Source organism: Burkholderia sp. Bp9015 (assembly GCF_003853505.1).
GTDB lineage: Bacteria > Pseudomonadota > Gammaproteobacteria > Burkholderiales > Burkholderiaceae > Burkholderia.
In genome coordinates this window covers 50,998-70,122 of sequence record NZ_QTPZ01000044.1, presented here as the reverse complement: position 1 = coordinate 70,122, position 19,125 = coordinate 50,998, and the positions used below count along the sequence as shown (strand labels likewise).

Below are 19,125 nucleotides of genomic sequence, written 5' to 3'. Positions count from 1 at the left end.
ATGATGCCGAGAATGCCGTACACCATCGTGTAACCCAACGCGATGATGGCGTACACACTGCCGAGCACCAGCCCGTTCAGAATTTGTTGGACAAAAATGTCCATGTCACTCCCAAGAGTTGATTACTATTGGATCGGCATGCGAGAACGCCGATTACTCGTCGTTCTCGCTCGAAGTATCACTGCGTCGGACTGAGGTTATCGCCCGACACTTTGTACACGGTCACCGGCGCATCAATCCATTCACCGTTCTTGTCGAACGCGACCTTTCCGACCAGCGTCGAGAACTGGATTTGCTTGAGCATCGGAACGAACTTTTCGGGGTCCGTCGAATTCGCCGCCTTCATCGCCTGCGCGACCACCATCGTGGCCGAATAGAATGCCGGCGAGTAAACATCGTTCTTCACACCGAATTGCTTTTCATACCGCGCCGCGAATTCCGGACCACCGGGCAACGTCGCGAGCGGTGCGCCGCCTTCGGCGCAATACCCCCGCCCATTCAGCGTTCCGGCAGCCAGCTTCGGCATATCGACCGAGCAGATCCCGTCCCCGCCTAGCACCGGAACCGCAAGACCCAACTGCTTGGACTGTCGCCCGATGGCGGCTGCCTGCGCGTAGTACCCGCCGTAGAAGATCGCGTCCGGGCGCTGAGCCTTGATGTGCGTCAGAATCGCGTTGAAGTCCGTTGCCTTGTCGTTGGAATATTCCCTGGCGACGACGTCGATACCGTTCTTCTTCGCCGTCGCGGCAAACACGTCAGCTACGCCTGATCCGTATGCCGTGCGATCGTCGATCACCGCCACGCGTTTTGCATGCAATACCTTTGCCGCATATTCGGCCATGCGTGCGCCCATCACGTTGTCATTGGCCGCAAGCCGGAAGACATACGGGAAGCTCTGCTGCGTGATCGCCGGATTTGAAGCGGCGCCGGTAATCATCGGAACACGCGCATTGTTGTAGATGCGGGACGCGGGAATGGTCACGCCGGAGTTGTAGTGGCCGATGACCGCCTTCACACCCGAATCGACGAGCTTCTGAGCGACAGAGACGCCCGTTTTGGGATCTGCAGCATCGTCCTCGGACAGCATTTCGAACTTGATGGATTGACCGTCGACGACGATCGGCGTCCGATTCAGCTCTTCAATCGCCAGCCGCACGCCTCGCTCATCGTCCTTGCCGAAATTCGATTGGCCGCCCGTCAACGGGCCCGCGACACCGATCTTGACAGTCTGATCCGCATGCGCGGCAGAAATCAATGCGGGGCTGATTCCCCCGAGCAACAGGGTGGCGATGGTGAGTTTGTGACAGTACTTCATGTGAAACCTCCGTGGCGTGGGCAAATTGGGTAGGCGACATGGTTGCAGCGTCAGGAGCGCTGGCACTAGATGGCCGATTGCGCTTGACGTGGGATAGTCAGTCCCGCCAGTGCGGTTCTGCAGATTCCAGAAGCCGCTTGAGCGAACGAAAATGAAGTCGTGCATATTCATCTCGATCACGGGCGAATTCACGAGAAGTCCGGCGAGCCAGTTCGTCGCTCACGCGTTTCAGCGGACGCCCGCTCGACATCGCGAGGATTTGGACCTGGGCGGCTCGTTCGAGGTAGTAGAGATCGTCGAGTGCCGCGGCAATCGAAGGGCCCGTGACTATCACGCCGTGGTGCTCGAGCATCAGGACACGCCTGGAAGACAACGCGGCGGCAATCCGGTCTCCTTCCTGTTCGCTGAGTGCAAGTCCTCCGTATTCCGAATGATCACGGTCGTAGGCAATGCGATCGAAAAAGCGAAGGCTGTTCTGATGGCACATTTCGAGGCGAAAGCCGTCGAGCGTCGTCAGTGCCGTGGCATAAGGCATGTGCGTATGAAGTACGCATGCGGCATCAGGCGAGGCGCGATGAACTCGGGAATGGATGTTGAGCGCGGTTTTCTCGACTCGTCCGACTCCGTCGATTACCGAGCCGGCGGAATCGACGAGCAGCAAATCAGCCGGTCGGATCTCTTCGAAGCTGAGTCCGAACGGATTGATCAGATACGTTTCCCGACTGCCCGGGAGCAAGAGACTGAAATGGTTGCATGTGCCCTCGTGGAAGCCGAGGCGCGCGGCAATGCGAAATGCCGCGGCCAGATCGTCGCGAGCATTCGCGAGCTCATCGGTCTTCGATCCAGGAAAAAAATCGGTGGCGTGTGCCATGGGGTCGTCCAGTGCAAGTATGCGTATGCGATTCCCCTTCAATGTAGTGAATCAAACCTGCACGGATACATGTACACTTTAAAACGAGGGTGACTAACTGTATTGGGTTCGTCGCCTGCACGGTTATATGGGCCGGTATTTTTGATGTGATAGGTGCGGCGATGAAACCGATACTGACGCTCGATCCCCAAGGGGAATCGTCCCTGGTTCAACAGATCGTGGCCGGGCTGACGGCAACGGTGAACGAAAGAACCTGGCGGTCCGGGGCCAAGGTTCCGAGCATCCGCGTATTCGCCGAGGCACATGGCGTGTCGACATTTACGGTCGTCGAAGCATACGATCGCCTGGTGGCGCAAGGCGTCTTGATGGCACGGCGTGGATCCGGCTTTTATGTCGCGGATCGAAGCCGTAGCGAGATACCTCCGACCATCGAGAAACTCAACGAGGAATTCACGAACGGATGGTCGCTGCGTAACGTTCTGGAGGGAACGGAAGGCACGATTCACGCGGGCTCGGGATGGATTCCAGAGGCATGGTTCGACGCGGACGGCCTTGGGCGGGCGCTAAGACAGGTAGCGGCGCAGCCGCGATCGTTATTGGGGTACGGGCACGCAAAGGGGTATGAGCCGTTGCGTGAGCAAATCGTGCGGCAACTTGCGGAACACGAGATCGAGGCAAGTTCCACGGGCATCGTCACTACGCTGGGCGCAAACCAGGCGCTGGATCTCGCCATTCGTCACCTTACGCGCGAGGGCGATACCGTGCTGGTAGACGAGCCCTGCTACAGCGATCTGCTCGTTGCATTGCGATTGCGCAGGATCAAGGCAGTCGGGATTCCGATGACACCCACCGGTCCGGACGTCGTTTCGATGGAGCAGGCGTTCGAGACTCATCGCCCCAAAGTGTTCTTCACCAATACGCGGTTGCATAATCCGACCGGTGCGAGCTACAGCTCGGCATCGGCATTCAAGGTCCTGAAGCTTGCCGAGCGCTACGACTGCATCATCGTCGAGGACGACGTCTCTGCCGGTCTGGTGTCCGGAAATTCAGTCGCGCTCGCGTCCATGGATCAATTGAAACGAGTGGTCTATGTCGGCAGCTTTTCAAAGACCATCGGTGCCGGCCTGCGCGTGGGATTCGTGGCCGCGGAGCCCGCGCTTCTCGAGGGTTTGCTTTACCAGAAGCTGGTGTCCGGAATGTCGACGCCGACGATCACGGAGCAACTGGCACATGCAGTGCTGTCCGAAGGACACTTCAGGAAGCAGGCCGAGCAATTGCGCGATCGTCTCGCTACCGCGCAGGAACGGACCTGTCGCCGGCTTGAATCGATCGGTTTTGAAGTGTTCTGCGAACCTCGATCCGGAATGTTCGTATGGGCACGGCCCGCGGGAATCAATTGCGATTCGGCCGAACTCGCTGTACGTGCTGTCGACCACAAGATTCTTCTGGCGCCAGGCAATCTTTTCTACGCCACCAATCCAACCAGTAGTTGGCTGCGATTCAATGTTGCGCACTGCAACTTCGATCGTCTTTATGCGTTTCTGGCGCATGCCATTGCACACTGACCCGGTCTCGTCACCAAGCCGCCAGGGAATCGGCGTCGCGCAACGAACCGGTGATTTCTCGAACCCGCTCGAGTCGGTACGCGCATGAGCTAGCGTCCACGCCGTGCGCGGATCCAACTGTGCAGGCAACAAGGCCTCTACAGTTATCTAGCGATCCACCGCAGTGTGCATGTATCTGTTCAGCTCGATTGCATAAATTGACGGACAACACGTCGTTCATGATTTCGATGCGGCGGTAACTCCGATCAATTTTCAGCATGAAAAAGATACGAAATTACGAAGCACTCCTCTCGAATGGCGTCGTTTCGTCACGGCAGATCGTACTCGAGATCGCGGACCGGACACTCGACAGGCTCGACAGCTACCAGCGAATTCGCAGCATCATGCGCATGGAAGGTAGCGTACTGCATATCGGAACGCGCTCGTGGGACCTTTCGCGCAAGCGAAACGTCTATCTGGTCGGCGCCGGCAAGGCATGCAACCACATGGCAATGGCAGTCGACCATGTGTTGGGCGATCACCTGACGCACGGTATTGCCATCGTGAAAATCCGGGAAGAATCGGACCGTTTCAACAAGACCGAGGTGTTCGTCGGCGGCCATCCCCTCCCGAACGAAGAAGGCCATCGGGCATCGAAGCAAATCATCGAACTCGTCGATCAGGCCGGACCAGACGACTTGTTCATCGCGGTGATCAGCGGCGGAAGTTCGGCGCTCATGTCCTGTCCGATCGAAGGCATCAGCCTGCAGGACGAGATCGATACCACGGACGTGCTGCTGAAATCCGGTGCAGGCATTTACGAGATCAATGCCGTGCGCCGGCACATCTCGGCCTTGAACGGCGGGATGTTGGCGCAGCGCATCCAGCGCACGGGTGCCGAACTGATCGGCTTCGGCATCAGCGACGCGGTCGGATCGCCTGCCACGGGCGACATTTCAGTGCCCTACGCCGCCTACAAAAGCACGCCGATCGGTCCCGACATGACGACCCTGGACGACGCTCGCGCCACGATCGTCAATCGCAATGTGGCCGATCGCCTGCCCAAAAGCGTTGTCGACTATCTGATGAACGCAGGCCCCGACGCGGAGACACCGAAGGCCTTTCCGGACAATACCTACTTCCTGCTCAACACGCTGCCCGACTCCTGCATTTACGCCAAGGCAGTCTGCGAGGAGATGGGTATCCCCGCAATGATCGTGTCGTCGTTCCTTGAAGGAGAAAGTCGCGACGCCGGCACCTTCTTCGCGTCGATGGCGCGCGAAATCCAGACGTACGGCAACCCGATCAAGCCCCCGTGTGTGCTTCTCAGCTCCGGTGAGGTGACGACGCTTATCGACGATAACAGCGTGATCAAGGGGCACGGCGGGCCTGGCCAGGAAATGGCCGCAAGTTTCGCTATCGCGGCGGCCAAAACCACGGGTGCCTGCCTGCTGTCGATCGACAGCGAAGGCACGGACGGCACGGCGACGGTGGCGGGAGGCATGACGGACTCGACCAGCTTCACCGCGGCTGCCGCAGTGGGAGTCAACCTCTATCAGGCACTGCGCGAGCACAGCTGCTTCGAAGCACTCGAGTCGATCGACTCCGCCGTTTTCACCGGCAACACCGGTACCAATCTGTGTGACTTGAACATCCTTTATGTTCCTGAACCGAACGGGAGCAAGTGACATGGAAGACAAGATCACATCCGTCCGGGCACTTCAGATCATCGATTGCAAGTGCCGGCCCGCAGTCGAAGTCGAGGTGCGCACCCAAAGCGGTGCGGTTGGTCGAGGTGCGGCACCCACCGGCACTTCCGTCGGGATGCACGAATCGTTCGTCCTGAGGGACGGCGATCCAGCGACCTACGACGGGCTCAGTGTTCATAACGCCGTCGACAACGCGGTCAATGTAATTGGTCCGGCGCTGATCGGCATGAACGTGTTTGATCAGCGAGCGATCGACGAAAAAATGATCGCGCTCGATGGCACACCCAATAAGTCCCGCCTCGGCGGAAACACGATTTACTCGGTATCCATCGCGGCATTCCGTACGGCGGCGAATGCCCGATCGATTCCGCTGTACGCTTACATCGCCGGCCGCGACATCAGGACCGTGCCGGTCCCATGCTTCAACGTGATCAACGGCGGACGATACGATGGGCTCACCCAGCCGTTCAACGAGTTCCTGATCGTGCCGTACGGCACTGACAGTGTCGACTTCGCCATCGAAATGGCGGTGGCCGTGTTTCAGAAGCTTGGCCATGTACTGACCGAATATCTGGGCCACAAACCTCAAGTCGCCAGTTCCTATGGCTACGCCGCCCCTTCGGATGACCCGGAAGTCGTGTTGACGCTGATGCAAAAGGCCATCGATGCCTGTGGCTATACAGGCCGGATCGCGTTTGCGCTCGATTGCGCGTCAAGCGAGATGTACGACAAGGAAACCCGCACGTATCTGCTGAAAGGCAAACGGGTGTCCACCTCCGAACTCATTGCCTATGCCCGCTTCCTGACCGAGAAATTCAATTTGGTCTTCATCGAGGATTTGCTCGATGAAAACGACTGGGAAGGTTACAGCACGGCGGTTCGAGAAATTCGACGATCGATCATTCTGGGCGACGATCTCACGGTCACCAGTCTCCCGTTACTTGAGCGGGCTTTCGAGACTCGTGCCGTGGACGGGTTCGTGTTGAAGCCGAACCAGGTTGGAACGATCACGGAGGCGATGGACGCCTATCGATTTGCGCTGCAACACGGAATGATCGCGGTGCCCTCGGGCCGCTCCGGTGGTGTCGTGGATGACGTCGTGATGGATTTTTCGGTCGGCCTCGAAGTTCCGCTCCAGAAGAATGGCGCCCCCCGTTCCGGCGAGCGGATCGAAAAGCTCAACTTTCTGTTGCGGGCAAATGCGCGAAGCCCGGGTTGCCGCCTCTACGACATTTCACCACTTCTCCGATTCTGACCACTGAGTCGGGATCGACGCTTGACACCCAACATCTTCCTTTTTCGACGAGGTCTGCACCATGTATCCCAAAATCGACTTTCTGTACCTTTCCGAGCCGGACATGATCGCAGCTGGCGTGCTGGATGCCGCGCGCTGCGTGTCCGTATGCGAGGAGACATTCGGACTCCTCGGCAGAGGCGACTATCTGATGGGTGGCGCCAATCACAATAACCACGGAATGAACATCGTCTTCCCGAAAGAGACGAAGTTCCCGAACATGCCGGTTGCCGGTCCGGACCGCCGCTTTGCTGCAATGCCCGGTTATCTGGGCGGTCGCTTCGACGTGTGCGGCAACAAATGGTACGGATCGAATCACGCCAATGCCGAGAAAGGCCTGCCGCGCTCGATCTTGACCATGATGCTCAATGACAAGGACACGGGCGCGCCGCTGGCGCTGATGTCGGCGAACTTGTTGAGCGCGGCCCGAACCGGAGCCGTGCCGGGAGTGGCGGCAAAGTATCTGGCCAACCAAGATGCGAGAAGTATGTCTGTTATCGGTTGCGGCCCGATCAACAAGGCGTGCTTCACCGCGATCATGACCCAGCTCGGCTCGATCCAGCACGTCGTCTGTTTCGACGTCTTCCTCGACAAGGCGAACGAGTTCGCCGGTTGGGTTCGGCAAACGTACGGGATTACCGCCGTCGGTACCGATGAGGCCGAGCAAGGCTTCCGCGATGCAGATGTCATCACCGTGGCAGCGTCGCGTCTTAAGCCGCTTTATTTCAAGGACGAATGGATCAAGGAGGGCGCGACCATTCTCGTCTCGGGCCCGTTCAATACCGACGAGTCGTTCCTGACCGGCGCCAGGATCGTATACGACCATACCCCGCTGCAGGAAGCCTATGTCGAGGACGCAATCGCATCGGGCAATAAGGAAAGCTACTACAGCAGCGTCATTGGCGGCCCGTTCTTCCGTCTGATCGATGCAGGCAAGCTGCCCGCCCTGCCTGACTCGACCAGCCTCGGTCATGTCGTGAATGGCGACAAGCCGGGCCGGGAGAGCACGAAGGAGCGTGTCATCTTCATAGCATGCGGGATGGCGGTTTTCGACATCAGCTGGGGGACGGAGCTCTATAACAACGCGCGGGAAAGGAAGATCGGCACGCCCCTCAATTTGTGGGAAAAGCCGGCTCTCTGATCGGGTCGCCGTGAATCGCGCTCCCGGCAATTGAGCCGCCTGGATCCCCCTGGAAGGTGCCGAGCGCCAGTGTCGGGGCTTTCCTGAGCCTTCGGCCATAGGCCGAAGGCTCATGCCGGGCGAATGCTGGCGAGCATCGAGGTTTGGGACCGCTTGCACCAAGTACTCTTGGCAAAGCTGCGTGCAGCGGACCGCCTCGATTGGTCACGTTGATCTGAGTAACCGTGTTGAATGACAAGCTGTGAGAGGTTGATTTTGAGCATTCAGGTGTTAGCCACCCCTCGTCATTTACATCGCTCGCGACGCACTTTTTCCACTTCGACGCAATGATAAGTTTGCACATCTCATTGAATTTCAGAAAAAAAACCTCAGGAACAGCGTGAATTCGCGAATACGACGAAAATTCCACATTGATATGAATTTTTATTCAAAGACAACTTATTGAGACTGCGGACATCTTTTCTGAGAGACAACAACAACAAATACCCGCGCACCACCCTCCCACCCTCCCCCGTACCGGCAACCACCAGGCTAACTGTACCGGTACTGTACAGAAAACCGTCGCTACACTGACTCCATCCCAGTCCCGAACACGAATGGAGAATCCGCGATGGACTTCCTCACCCTCAGCGCATTGCCCGCCGGCATGCTGTTCGCGCTCGTCACGTCGATCACGCCCGGCCCGAACAACACGATGCTGCTCGCGTCCGGCGTCAATTTCGGTTTCCGCCGCACGATGCCGCACCTGTTCGGCATCAGCATCGGCGTCGCGATCCTGATGCTGTGCGTCGGCTTCGGCCTCGGCGAAGCATTCCGCCGCGTGCCGGTCCTGTACACGATCCTCGAAGTCGCGAGCGTCGTGTACCTGCTGTACCTCGCCTGGCGCATCGGCACGTCCGGCGAAGTGAAGGCGCAAGGCGCCAAGCCGCGGCCGATGACGTTCCTCGAAGCCGCCGCGTTCCAGTGGGTCAATCCGAAGGCGTGGATGATGGTGCTGACCGCCGCGACGACGATCCGCCTGTCCGCCGACTACGGGATGAACGCCGCGTGGATGGCCGTCGTGTTCATCCTGATCGGCTTTCCGTGCATCAGCCTGTGGGCCGCGTTCGGCCAGGGCCTGCGCCGCTTCCTGTCGAACCGCCGCGCACTGCGCATCTTCAACGTGACGATGGCCGTGCTGCTGATCCTGTCGCTGTATCCGCTCGTCGCGCATCTGCTGCCGCAGTAAGCGCTCACGAGCACAGCCGTTGAGCTTCACGCCGTGCAGGCGTACCCTTTTGGTACGGGCGCGCGCAATCGCTGCGGCGGTTGCGCCGCATCTGCATGGAGGTGGCCGATGAAGCCAATGCTGAAGACCGGCGAGCACATCGAGGGCATGCACTGGATCGCCGAGTACCACCCGCTCACGCACGAGATCCGCGTGCTGCGCGAGAACATCGAAGTGGGTACGTACTGCGCGCCGCCCACGCTGTTCGGCGACGAGGAAGCGCTGGGCGCCGCGAACCTTGCCGATCATCGCAGCCAGGAGGCCGCACTGCGCGCGTATCTGCGCAACTTCGTCAAGGAACACGACGCGGAGGAGTAGCGGCGCGGCGGCCGGAATGGCGACGGGCCGCCGAAGCGGCCCGGTCTGTCGTTGCGTGTGAGCCGTCTTGCGACCCGCCGCGGCATGCCGAACACACGCAGGGCCGGCGCATCGCCCCGGCCCCGAATCCGCTCAATGCCCGAGCGACTCGATCTTGCCGGACGGCTGCGCGACACCGTGCGGCCGCGCCGCCTGCTTGATCAGCAACGCGAGGCACGCGAGCAAGCCCGCGACCGCGATCGTCGCGAACACGCCCGCGAACGAGAAGTGCCGGCGCGTCAGTTCGGCGACGAGGAACGACCCGGCGATCCCGCCGAAGCGGCCGACACCCAGCATCCATGCCACGCCCGTACCGCGCCCTTCGGTCGGATAGAACGCGGCGGCAAGCGCCGGCATCGACGATTGCGCGGTGTTCATCAGCACGCCGGCGATGAACACGACCAGCACGAGCATCCCCACATTGCCTGCCGCCTGCCCGATCGCATACACGCTGATCGCGGTCAGCGCGTAACACACGGCAATCACGCGGTTCGCGTTGAAACGGTCCATCAGCACGCCGCACAGCACCGCGCCGACGCCGCCGAGCGGGAACAGCGCGGAGATCAGCGTCGCGCTCTTCGGCGTCAGACCGGCATCCTTCAGCAGGATCGGCATCCAGTTGATCGACGCGTAGAAGATCACGAGGCCCATGAAATACGCGATCCACAGCATCACCGAGCCGACGATGTACGAGCGCGACACCACGACGCCGATCCCCTTGCCGCCCGTCTGCGGCGCGGCTTCGGTCATCGCGAACGAGCCGGCGTTCAGCGCGTCGCGCGAGATCCGTGCGAGCGTCGCGCGGATCCGCTCGACGCCCTGACCTTGCGCGACCATGAAGCGCACCGATTCCGGCATCTTCAGCAGCAACAGCACGCCGAGCAGCAGCGGCGTCACACCGCCGAGCATCAGCACGCTGCGCCAGCCGAAATGCGGGATCATCCACGCGGCGAGAAAACCGCCGAACGCGGCGCCGAGCGGGAAGCCGCAGAACATCAGGTTGATCACGGTCGCGCGGCGCTTGTCCGGGCAGAACTCGCCCATCATCGTGACCGCGTTCGGCATCGCGGCGCCCAACCCGACGCCGGTAATGAAACGCAGGATCGTCAGGTGTCCGATGGTGTTCGAGAACGCGGACACGAAGCACGCGACGCCGAACAGGAACACCGATCCGAGCAGCAGCGAGCGGCGCCCGAGGCGGTCGGACAGCGGGCCCGACACGAGCGCGCCGCACGCGAGGCCGAACAGCGCGGCGCTCAGCACGGGTGCGAGATCGGGTTTGGTGAGGTTCCATTCGCCCAGCAGCGAAGGTGCGATGAAGCCGATCGCGGCCGTATCGAAGCCGTCGAGCAGCACGATCACGAAACACATCAGGAACACGAGCCACTGGAAGCCGCCGAACGGCTGCTCGTTGATGAAGGTCTGGATATCGACCACGGGTGTGCGATTCATCGCGTGTCTCCTATGTAAACAACGCAGCTTGATGGCCGCGCCTTTCCTTGTACGCGCGCCGATTCGTCGCCGGCGCGTCATGCATCGTCGACACCGGCCGGCAGTGGCAGGCGTCGCGATCGGGTCACGGCCGGCGCGCGCCGGCCGTGTGATTCAGCCGCGCCTAGGCGGCCGCATCCTGTTCCTTGAAGATCTTGTCCGCGAGATGGAACGCGGAATTCGCGGCCGGCACGCCGCAATAGATCGCGGTCTGCAGCAGCACTTCCTTGATCTCGTCGCGCGTCACGCCGTTGTTGCGCGCGGCGCGCAGGTGCAGCGCGAGTTCCTCGCCGCGGTTCAGCGCGACCATCATCGCGATGGTCAGCAGGCTGCGCGTATGGCGCGGCAGGCCGTCTCGCGTCCAGATCTCGCCCCACGCATAGCGCGTGATCAGGTTCTGGAATTCGTCGGTCACTTCGGTGCGGTTCTCGATCGAACGGTCGACGTGCGCGTCGCCGAGCACCGCGCGACGCACCTTCATCCCTGCTTCATAACGTTGCTGGTCGTCCATCGTCGGTGCCTCACGCGGTCAGGAAGTCGAGCAGCGCGCGGTTGAAGCCGTCGGTGCACTCGATGTTCGAAATGTGCGCGGCGTCGAATTCGACGTGACGCGCGCCCGGAATTGCAGCAGCCAGCGCACGGCCCTGGTCGGGCGGCGTCGACATGTCCTTCGCACCGGTCACGACGAGCACCGGCAGCGCGATGCCCTTCACTTCCTCGCGCAGGTCGGCCGCGTTCAGCGCGTCGCAGTTCGCGGCGTAACCGTCCTTGTCGGTATGCACGAAGGTGTCGCGGATCGCGTCGAACAGGCGCGGCTCGCGTTCGACGAATGCGTCGGTGAACCAGCGCGGCAGCACGGCGTCGGCCAGCGCGGCCATCCCTTCGGCACGCGCCTTCTGCGCACGCGGCGCCCACACTTCCGGCGAGCCGATCTTCGCGGCGGTGTTCGACAGCACGGCGCGCACGATGCGCGACGGGAAACGCGCGGCGAGCGCGGCGCCGGTCAGGCCGCCCATCGAGATCCCGCAGAAGTGCGCGCGCTCGATGCCGACGTGGTCGAGCAGGCCGATCACGTCGCCCGCGAGCTGGTCGACCGTGTACGAGCCGGCCGGTGCTTCGGAATGGCCGTGGCCGCGCGTGTCGTAGCGCAGGATGTTGAAGTGCTGCGTGAGCGGGCGGATCTGCGGCGCCCACATCTGCAGGTCGGCGCCGAGCGAGTTCGAGAAGACGAGCCACGGCGCGTCGTCGCGCGCGGCACGGTCGATCCGGTAATGCAGTTTCACGCCGTTGACAGTGGCGAAAGGCATCAGTGTTCTCCTGGTTGTGTCGTGCCCGCGTGCAGCGCGAGCACGGCGTCGACGTAGGCCTGCGCCTCGCCGACGTAATGTGCGGGATCGAGCAGCCGCGCGAGCGCGTCGCGCGACAGGTGAGCCGATACGGTCGCATCGGCGGCGAGCACGTCGAACAGCGTCGCACCGGTGCGCACGGCTTCTTTCGACGCATGCTCGACGACATGATGCGCATCGAGCCGGCCGATCCGGTCGCCAAGGGCGAGCATCACGGCTTCGCCGAGGATCAGCCCGTGCGTCAGGTCGAGGTTCGCGGCAAGGCGTTCGGTGTTCACGTCGAGGCCCGCGACGATCTGCGCGATCTGCGCAAGCGCGCCGCCGGTCAGACGCGCGAGGTCGGGCAGCGCATCCCATTCGGCCTGCCAGCCGCCGAGCGCGCGCTCGTGCTCCTGGACCATCCCCGCGAACACGGTCGCGACGAGATTCGGCGCGCGCACCGCGGCGGTCAGCACGGCCGCGCAACCGACCGGGTTGCGCTTGTGCGGCATCGTCGACGAGCCGCCCTTGCCGGCGGCCGCCGGTTCGCCGAGCTCGCCGACTTCGGTCTGCATTTGCAGCGACACGTCGCGCGCGATCTTGCCGAGCGTGCCGGTCAGCATCCCGAAGCAGGACGCGGCTTCCGCGATGCGGTCGCGCTGCGTATGCCACGGCACGGCCGGCAGCGCGAGCCGCAGGTCGGCCGCGAGCGCGGCGCTCACGCCGGCCGCGTGCTCGCGCAGGCTCGCCAGCGTGCCGGCCGCGCCGCCGAACTGCAGCACCAGTGCGCGCGCACGCAATTCGGCGAAGCGCGCGCGATGGCGCAGCAGCGCGTCGAGCCATTGCGCGAATTTGAGGCCGAGCGTGATCGGCAGCGCCTGCTGCAGCCACGTGCGGCCGATCATCGGCGTCGCACGATGCGTGCGCGCGAGCGTCGCGAGCGACGCGCACGCTTCGTCGAGCAGCGGCTCGAGCACGTCGAGCGTGTCGCGCAGCTGCAGCACGGTCGCGGTATCGATGATGTCCTGGCTCGTCGCGCCCCAGTGCACGAACTTCGCTGCCTCCGGGTCGTCGGCCTTCACTTGCGCGGTGAGCTGCTTGACGAGCGGGATCGCGAGATTGCCGCCGAGCGCCGCGCCGTGCGCGAGCGCGTCGGCGTCGAGCCGGCCGGCGTCGCACGCGCGTTCGATCGGCGCGACCGCGGTGGCGGGAATCACCTGCTGCGCGGCGAGCGCGCGCGCGAGCGCGGCCTCGACGTCGAGCATCCGCTGGATCGTCGCGCGGGGCGACCAGATCCGGTTGAGCGGCTCGGTGCCGCAAATGAGGGAGGTCAGGCGGGCGCTGTCTTCGAGCATGGCATCAGATTGGGGAAACGGCGTGCGCTTATTGTCTACCCAAGCGTGCCGGCGTGCGCGGGATCGCGCGCGCCGGCACGCTTGCCGGTCAGGCCGCGGCCTTGCGCGTCGCGTCGATCAGCGGCACGCCGGTCAGCTTCTGCAGTTCGTCGAACGACAGGTCGGTGAAGATCTCGCTCACCGCGAGGCCGTCGGCCGTCACGTCGAGCACCGCGAGATCGGTGTAGATGCGGCTCACGCATTGCACGCCGGTGACCGGATACGAGCACTGCGCGACGATCTTGCTCTCGCCCTGCTTCGTCAGGTGCTCCATCATCACGAACACCTGCTTCGCGCCGATCGCGAGGTCCATCGCGCCGCCGACGGCCGGAATCGCATCCGGCGCGCCCGTATGCCAGTTCGCGAGGTCGCCGTTCGCCGACACCTGGAATGCGCCGAGCACGCAGTAGTCGAGGTGGCCGCCGCGCATCATCGCGAACGAATCCGAGTGGTGGAAATACGCGCCGCCGGTGAGCAGCGTCACGTGCTGCTTGCCGGCGTTGATCAGCTCGTCGTCTTCCTCGCCGGGCGCGGGCGCCGGGCCCATGCCGAGCAGGCCGTTCTCGCTGTGCAGGAAGATCTCCTTGCTCGGGTCGAGGTGGTTCGCCACCAGCGTCGGCACGCCGATGCCGAGGTTCACGTACGCGCCTTCGGGAATGTCCTGGGCGACGCGCTTGGCCATTTCATCGCGGGTCAGTCGTTTCATGTCGGGTCTCCTCGGTCAGGCAGCTTGCGATGCAGCATGTTCGGCAGCCAGCTCGGCCGCGTGCGCGGCCTGCGGCACTTCGACGACGCGCTGCACGAAAATGCCCGGCGTCACGATGTGTTCCGGGTTCAGCCCGCCGAGCGGCACGACTTCCGACACCTGCACGATCGCGACCTTCGCGGCGCTCGCCATGATCGGCCCGAAGTTGCGCGCGGTCTTGCGATAGACGAGGTTGCCCCAGCGATCGCCCTTGTACGCCTTGACCAGCGCGAAATCGGCGTGGATCGGCGTCTCGAACACGTACGACTTGCCGTCGATCACACGCGTTTCCTTGCCTTCCGCGAGCTTCGTGCCGAAGCCGGTCGGCGTGAAGAAGCCGCCGATGCCGGCGCCCGCCGCGCGGATCCGCTCCGCGAGGTTGCCCTGCGGCACGAGCTCCAGCTCGATCTCGCCCGCGCGGTACAGCGCGTCGAACACCTGCGAGTCGCTCTGGCGCGGAAACGAACAGATGATCTTGCGCACCCGCTTCGCCTTGAGCAGCGCCGCGAGGCCGGTCTCGCCGTTGCCCGCGTTGTTGTTGACGATCGTCAGGCCGCGCGCGCCCTGCTCGATCAGCGCGTCGATCAGCTCGGACGGCATGCCTGCCGTGCCGAACCCGCCGATCATGATGGTCGCGCCGTCGTGGACGTCCGCGACCGCCGATTGAAGCGATTCGAAAATCTTGTTGACCATGTCTCTTCCTGATACGAACCCGCGGCTCGATGCGCGGCCTGTCGAGGGGACACGCGCGTGTCGCGTGCCGCGTCGAAGGCCGTCGTCGACCTTCGGCATTTGTTCGCTTATCGAACCGAGATTCGATTAGCGAACGATGGGCCGATCATAGAGTCGCGCACAGCGCGTTGTCAAGGCGGGATCCCTCGGGGGGCGTCTGGTCGTCGAACGGCAGGCCGACGTAGTTTTCGGCGAGCGACTGCGCGGCGGCCCGCGAGCGCGTCACGTACTTCAGCTCGGCAAACTTCAGGCGATTGACGAACGGCGAGTCCTCCGGCGACGCATGCAGCATGTTCGTCATGAAGTACGAGAAATGCTCGGCGCGCCACACGCGTTCGAGACAGGTCGCCGAGTAGCGCTCGAGCGGCGTCGCGTCGCCGTTGCGGTAGCGGGCGCCGAGCGCGCGGGACAGCGCGCGGACGTCGGCCACCGCGAGGTTCATCCCCTTCGCGCCGGTCGGCGGCACGATGTGCGCGGCGTCGCCGGCGAGGAACAGGCGGCCGTGCTGCATCGTCTCCGACACGAAGCTGCGCATCGGCGTCACGCTCTTCTGCGTGATCCGGCCCTCGGTCGGCGTCCAGCCGGTGTCGTTCGAGAAGCGCGTGTGCAGTTCGTCCCAGATCCGCGCGTCGGACCATTCGGCGAGGTCTTCGTCGGGCTTGCACTGCAGGTAGAGGCGCGTGACCGTCGGCGAGCGCATCGAGAACAGTGCGAAACCGTTGTCGTGATGCGCGTAGACGAGTTCGTCGAGCGACGGCGCCGCGTCGGCGAGGATGCCGAGCCACGCGAACGGATAGACGCGCTCGAACGTGTTCAGCCGCTCGGCCGGAATCGTCTGCCGCGCGACGCCGTGAAAGCCGTCGCAGCCGGCGATGTAGTCGCAGTCGATGCGGTCTTCGCGGCCGTCGGCATGCTTGAACGTGACGAACGGGCGCTCGCTCTCGACATCGTGCAGCGCAACGTCGCTCACTTCGAAATGCATCGCGTGGCCGTGCTCGACGCCGGCCGCGATCAGGTCGCGCACCACTTCGTGCTGGCTGTAGACGGTGATCGCGCGCCCGCCGGTGAGCGCGCTCAGGTCGATGCGATGGCGCTGGCCCGAGAACAGCAGCTCGATGCCGTGGTGTTCGAGCCCTTCGCGGCGCATCCGCTCGCCGAGGCCGGCTTCGTTCAGCGTATCGACCGTGCCCTGCTCCAGCACGCCGGCGCGGATGCGGTTCTCGCAATATTCGCGCGAACGCGCCTCGACGAGGATGGAATCCACGCCTTGCAGGCGCAGCAGATGGGAAAGCAAAAGGCCGGACGGACCGGCGCCGATGATGGCGACCTGGGTGCGCATTGTTCGTCTCCTGAACATTGGTTCGAGTAATGGAACCCATTTGAGCGCTTTCCCGACTATGCAGCAACGCGATTCAGGAGATATGTTGTATACGCTTTGAAGATACTGGCTCCCGTGATGGAAACGCTCGATCTGAACCTGATTCCGTACCTCGTCGCGCTGGACGACACGCGCAACGTCAGCCGCGCCGGCGACCTGCTCGGCGTGAGCCAGCCGCGCGTGAGCACCGCGCTCGGCCGCCTGCGCGAGTATTTCGGCGATCCGCTGTTCGTGCGCACGTCGCGCGGGATGGAGCCGACGCCGCGCGCGCTCGCGCTGCTGCCGGCCGCGCGCGATGCGCTCGCGCAGATCGAGCGCGGCCTCGTCGCGCCGCACGACTTCGATCCGGCGGCGAGCACGCATACGTTCTCGATCGCGCTGTCGGACGTCGGCGAGATCGTGTTCCTGCCGAAACTGCTGCAGGCGTTCGCGACGCGCGCGCCGCACGCGAACCTGCGCTCGGTCTCGCTCGCGCACGACGAAGTCGGCCGCGGCCTCGAAGCCGGCTCGATCGATCTCGCGGTCGGCTATTTCCCCGATCTCGACGGCAACAACTTCTTCCAGCAGCGTCTGTTTACACACCGGTTCGTCTGCCTGATGCGGCGCGGCCATCCGCTCGAACAGGCGCGCCCGTTCACGGCCGAGCAGTTCCTCGCATGCGGGCATGCGGTGGTGCGCGCCGAAGGGCGCAGCCAGGAGGTGCTCGAGAAATACCTCGCGAAGCAGCGCATGCAGCGCCGCGCGGTGCTCGAGACGCCGCACTTCATGAGCCTGCCGTTCATCCTGAGCCGCACCGACCTGATCGCGACGGTGCCGCACGCGATCGGCTATGCGTATGCGGCGGAGCACGCGTTCATCGTGCCGGTCGAGCCGCCGGTGCCGCTGCCGCGCTTCGACCTGAAGCAGCACTGGCATCGCAAGTTCCACAACGATCCGCGCACCGCGTGGCTGCGCGGCGTCGTCGCGTCGCTGTTCAACGACGAGCAGGACGAGTGGCCGAAGTGACGCGGGGTGTGCGGCAGGCCGCACGCACGACCCGCGAAAGCATGAAACAATGACCGGATATCCGCGCCGCCGCAGGCGGCCGCATTCGATGGAGCGACTAGATGGGTAAAAAGAACGCGCGGCCCGAGCCGGCCGCATCCCGGCCGAGCCGCGAAGAAGCGGAGGATGCCGTTCGCGTGCTGCTGCGCTGGGCCGGCGACGATCCCGCCCGCGAAGGGCTGCTCGACACGCCGGCGCGCGTCGTGCGCGCATACGAAGAGTTCTTCGCCGGCTATGCGCTGGAACCGCGCGACATCCTCGCGCGCACGTTCAGCGAAGTCGACGGCTACGACGAGATGATCGTGCTGAAGGACATCCGCTTCGAGAGCTACTGCGAGCACCACATGGTGCCGATCATCGGCCGCGCGCACGTCGCGTATCTGCCGAACCATCGCGTGGTCGGCATCTCGAAGCTCGCGCGCCTCGTCGACGCGTTCGCGAAGCGCCTGCAGATCCAGGAAAAGATGACCGTGCAGATCGCCGACACGCTGTTCGACGTGCTGCAGCCGAAGGGCGTCGGCGTGATCCTCGAAGCCGCGCACCAGTGCATCTCGACGCGCGGCATTCACAAGCCGGGCGTCGAAATGGTCACGTCGCGCATGCTCGGCACGTTCCGCACCGATCCGTCGACGCGGCGCGAATTCCTGTCGATCGTCGCCAATCCTTCTTCAGTCAACCTGACGAATACGTAATGCAGTCCACGAAGCAAGCGGCACACGCGCCGGTCGTGCTCGTGACCGGCGCCGCGCGCCGGGCCGGGCGCGCGTTCGCCGAGTATTTCGCCGCGCACGGCTATCGCACCGCGGTCCACTACGACCGCTCCGCCGATGCCGCACTGGCGGCGGCCCGCACGATCGCCGAACGCGGGCATGATTCGGTCGCGTTGCAGGCCGACCTGTCGGATGCCGTGCAGATCACCGCACTGATCGACCAGGTCTACGCGCGCTTCGGCCGTCTCGACGTGCTGGTCAACAACGCGTCGGTGTTCTGGCAGGACCATTTCCCGAGCTTCGACCTCGCGGCATTCGACCAGGCCTGGGCCGTCAACTGCCGCGCGCCGATCCTGCTCACGCGCGCGTTCTACGAACGGGCCCGCGCGGCCGGCACGCAGGGCGTCGTCGTCAACGTGGTCGACCAGAAGATCAAGGAAAACTTCCACCGCGACCATTTCAGCTACACGGTCGCGAAGGCCGCGCTCGGCAACCTCACGCAGATGCTCGCGCTGTCGTCGTCGCCGGTGCTGCGCGTGAATGCGGTGTTCCCCGGGCTGATGCTGCCGAGCGACGACCAGACGCAGGCCGACTTCGAACACGCGAGCCGCGCGTCGACGCCGCTCGCGCGCATCGCCGGCCCCGACGACGTCGCGAGCGCGATCCTGCTGCTGACGGGCAGCGCGTACAACGGCGTGGATTTCGTCGTCGATGCGGGGCAGAACCTGATCCGCGTCGACCAGGACGTGCTCTACAAGCATCGCTCGCCGGCCGGCAAGCACTGACGAAGCGGGGGTGCGGCGGCAGC

General features: G+C 63.6%; 18 protein-coding genes and 1 pseudogene. 9 read left to right on the top strand and 10 right to left on the bottom strand.

All coding sequences use genetic code 11. From position 1 onward, the window contains the following. The 3 genes and pseudogenes from DIE12_RS32995 to DIE12_RS32985 form a co-directional block, all read right to left on the bottom strand. Positions 1-104 (bottom strand): annotated as a pseudogene (locus DIE12_RS32995) (branched-chain amino acid ABC transporter permease); the annotation flags it as partial. 74 nt (positions 105-178) lie between these two features. Then, positions 179-1,315 (bottom strand): branched-chain amino acid ABC transporter substrate-binding protein, encoded by a 1,137-nt coding sequence (locus DIE12_RS32990; protein WP_124489027.1) that lies wholly within the window; start codon positions 1,313-1,315, stop codon positions 179-181. Positions 1,316-1,412: 97 nt separating this feature from the next. Then, positions 1,413-2,186: an aldolase gene (locus DIE12_RS32985; RefSeq protein ID WP_124489026.1), complete on the bottom strand. Its 774-nt coding sequence runs from the start codon at positions 2,184-2,186 to the stop codon at positions 1,413-1,415. Between the two features lie 161 nt (positions 2,187-2,347). On the opposite strand from DIE12_RS32985, the gene DIE12_RS32980 reads away from it, so the two are divergent. From DIE12_RS32980 to DIE12_RS32955, 6 genes are all read left to right on the top strand, one after another. Further along, positions 2,348-3,751: a PLP-dependent aminotransferase family protein gene (locus DIE12_RS32980; RefSeq protein WP_042972937.1), complete on the top strand. Its 1,404-nt coding sequence runs from the start codon at positions 2,348-2,350 to the stop codon at positions 3,749-3,751. Between the two features lie 257 nt (positions 3,752-4,008). After that, complete coding sequence (locus DIE12_RS32975; protein ID WP_124489025.1) at positions 4,009-5,418, top strand: glycerate kinase; 1,410 nt, start codon at positions 4,009-4,011, stop codon at positions 5,416-5,418. Position 5,419: 1 nt separating this feature from the next. Continuing rightward, on the top strand, positions 5,420-6,694 hold the full coding sequence (locus tag DIE12_RS32970; RefSeq protein WP_124489024.1) for a phosphopyruvate hydratase: 1,275 nt from the start codon (positions 5,420-5,422) through the stop codon (positions 6,692-6,694). A gap of 61 nt (positions 6,695-6,755) precedes the next feature. Continuing rightward, positions 6,756-7,874: a tyramine oxidase subunit B gene (locus tag DIE12_RS32965; protein WP_124489023.1), complete on the top strand. Its 1,119-nt coding sequence runs from the start codon at positions 6,756-6,758 to the stop codon at positions 7,872-7,874. Positions 7,875-8,484: 610 nt separating this feature from the next. Continuing rightward, on the top strand, positions 8,485-9,102 hold the full coding sequence (locus tag DIE12_RS32960) for a LysE family translocator (protein WP_124489022.1): 618 nt from the start codon (positions 8,485-8,487) through the stop codon (positions 9,100-9,102). 108 nt (positions 9,103-9,210) lie between these two features. Beyond that, the gene (locus DIE12_RS32955) at positions 9,211-9,459 is read left to right on the top strand and encodes a hypothetical protein (protein ID WP_044847536.1); all 249 of its coding nucleotides are present in this window, start codon (positions 9,211-9,213) and stop codon (positions 9,457-9,459) included. 132 nt (positions 9,460-9,591) lie between these two features. Here DIE12_RS32955 and DIE12_RS32950 read toward each other — a convergent pair whose 3' ends face one another. From DIE12_RS32950 to pobA, 7 genes are all read right to left on the bottom strand, one after another. Continuing rightward, positions 9,592-10,950, bottom strand: a complete 1,359-nt coding sequence (locus DIE12_RS32950; RefSeq protein ID WP_124489021.1) for an MFS transporter — start codon at positions 10,948-10,950, stop codon at positions 9,592-9,594. A gap of 163 nt (positions 10,951-11,113) precedes the next feature. After that, a complete protein-coding gene (gene pcaC, locus DIE12_RS32945) occupies positions 11,114-11,500 on the bottom strand; it encodes a 4-carboxymuconolactone decarboxylase (protein WP_044846455.1) in 387 nt (128 codons plus the stop codon). Between the two features lie 10 nt (positions 11,501-11,510). Beyond that, positions 11,511-12,296 (bottom strand): 3-oxoadipate enol-lactonase, encoded by a 786-nt coding sequence (pcaD, locus tag DIE12_RS32940; protein ID WP_124489020.1) that lies wholly within the window; start codon positions 12,294-12,296, stop codon positions 11,511-11,513. Beyond that, a complete protein-coding gene (locus DIE12_RS32935) occupies positions 12,296-13,669 on the bottom strand; it encodes a 3-carboxy-cis,cis-muconate cycloisomerase (protein WP_124489019.1) in 1,374 nt (457 codons plus the stop codon). The genes pcaD and DIE12_RS32935 overlap by 1 nt, the downstream gene beginning before the upstream one ends. An 88-nt stretch (positions 13,670-13,757) precedes the next feature. Further along, entirely contained in the window at positions 13,758-14,414 is a 657-nt protein-coding gene (locus DIE12_RS32930) for a CoA transferase subunit B (protein WP_012365076.1), read from the bottom strand. A 15-nt stretch (positions 14,415-14,429) separates the two neighbouring features. Next, positions 14,430-15,146: a 3-oxoacid CoA-transferase subunit A gene (locus tag DIE12_RS32925; RefSeq protein ID WP_124489018.1), complete on the bottom strand. Its 717-nt coding sequence runs from the start codon at positions 15,144-15,146 to the stop codon at positions 14,430-14,432. A 145-nt stretch (positions 15,147-15,291) separates the two neighbouring features. Further along, complete coding sequence (gene pobA, locus DIE12_RS32920) at positions 15,292-16,524, bottom strand: 4-hydroxybenzoate 3-monooxygenase (RefSeq protein WP_124489017.1); 1,233 nt, start codon at positions 16,522-16,524, stop codon at positions 15,292-15,294. 117 nt (positions 16,525-16,641) lie between these two features. Between pobA and DIE12_RS32915 the strand changes: the two genes are divergently transcribed. The 3 genes from DIE12_RS32915 to DIE12_RS32905 all read left to right on the top strand — a co-directional run bounded on the left by DIE12_RS32915 (position 16,642) and on the right by DIE12_RS32905 (position 19,102). Beyond that, complete coding sequence (locus DIE12_RS32915; protein ID WP_124489016.1) at positions 16,642-17,568, top strand: LysR family transcriptional regulator; 927 nt, start codon at positions 16,642-16,644, stop codon at positions 17,566-17,568. A 101-nt stretch (positions 17,569-17,669) separates the two neighbouring features. After that, a complete protein-coding gene (folE, locus tag DIE12_RS32910; RefSeq protein WP_044846461.1) occupies positions 17,670-18,299 on the top strand; it encodes a GTP cyclohydrolase I FolE in 630 nt (209 codons plus the stop codon). Next, positions 18,299-19,102 carry an SDR family oxidoreductase gene (locus tag DIE12_RS32905; RefSeq protein ID WP_124489015.1) on the top strand — a complete coding sequence of 268 codons (804 nt, stop codon included), beginning with the start codon at positions 18,299-18,301 and terminating at the stop codon, positions 19,100-19,102. Before folE ends, DIE12_RS32905 begins: the two co-directional genes overlap by 1 nt. Positions 19,103-19,125: the final 23 nt, after the last annotated feature.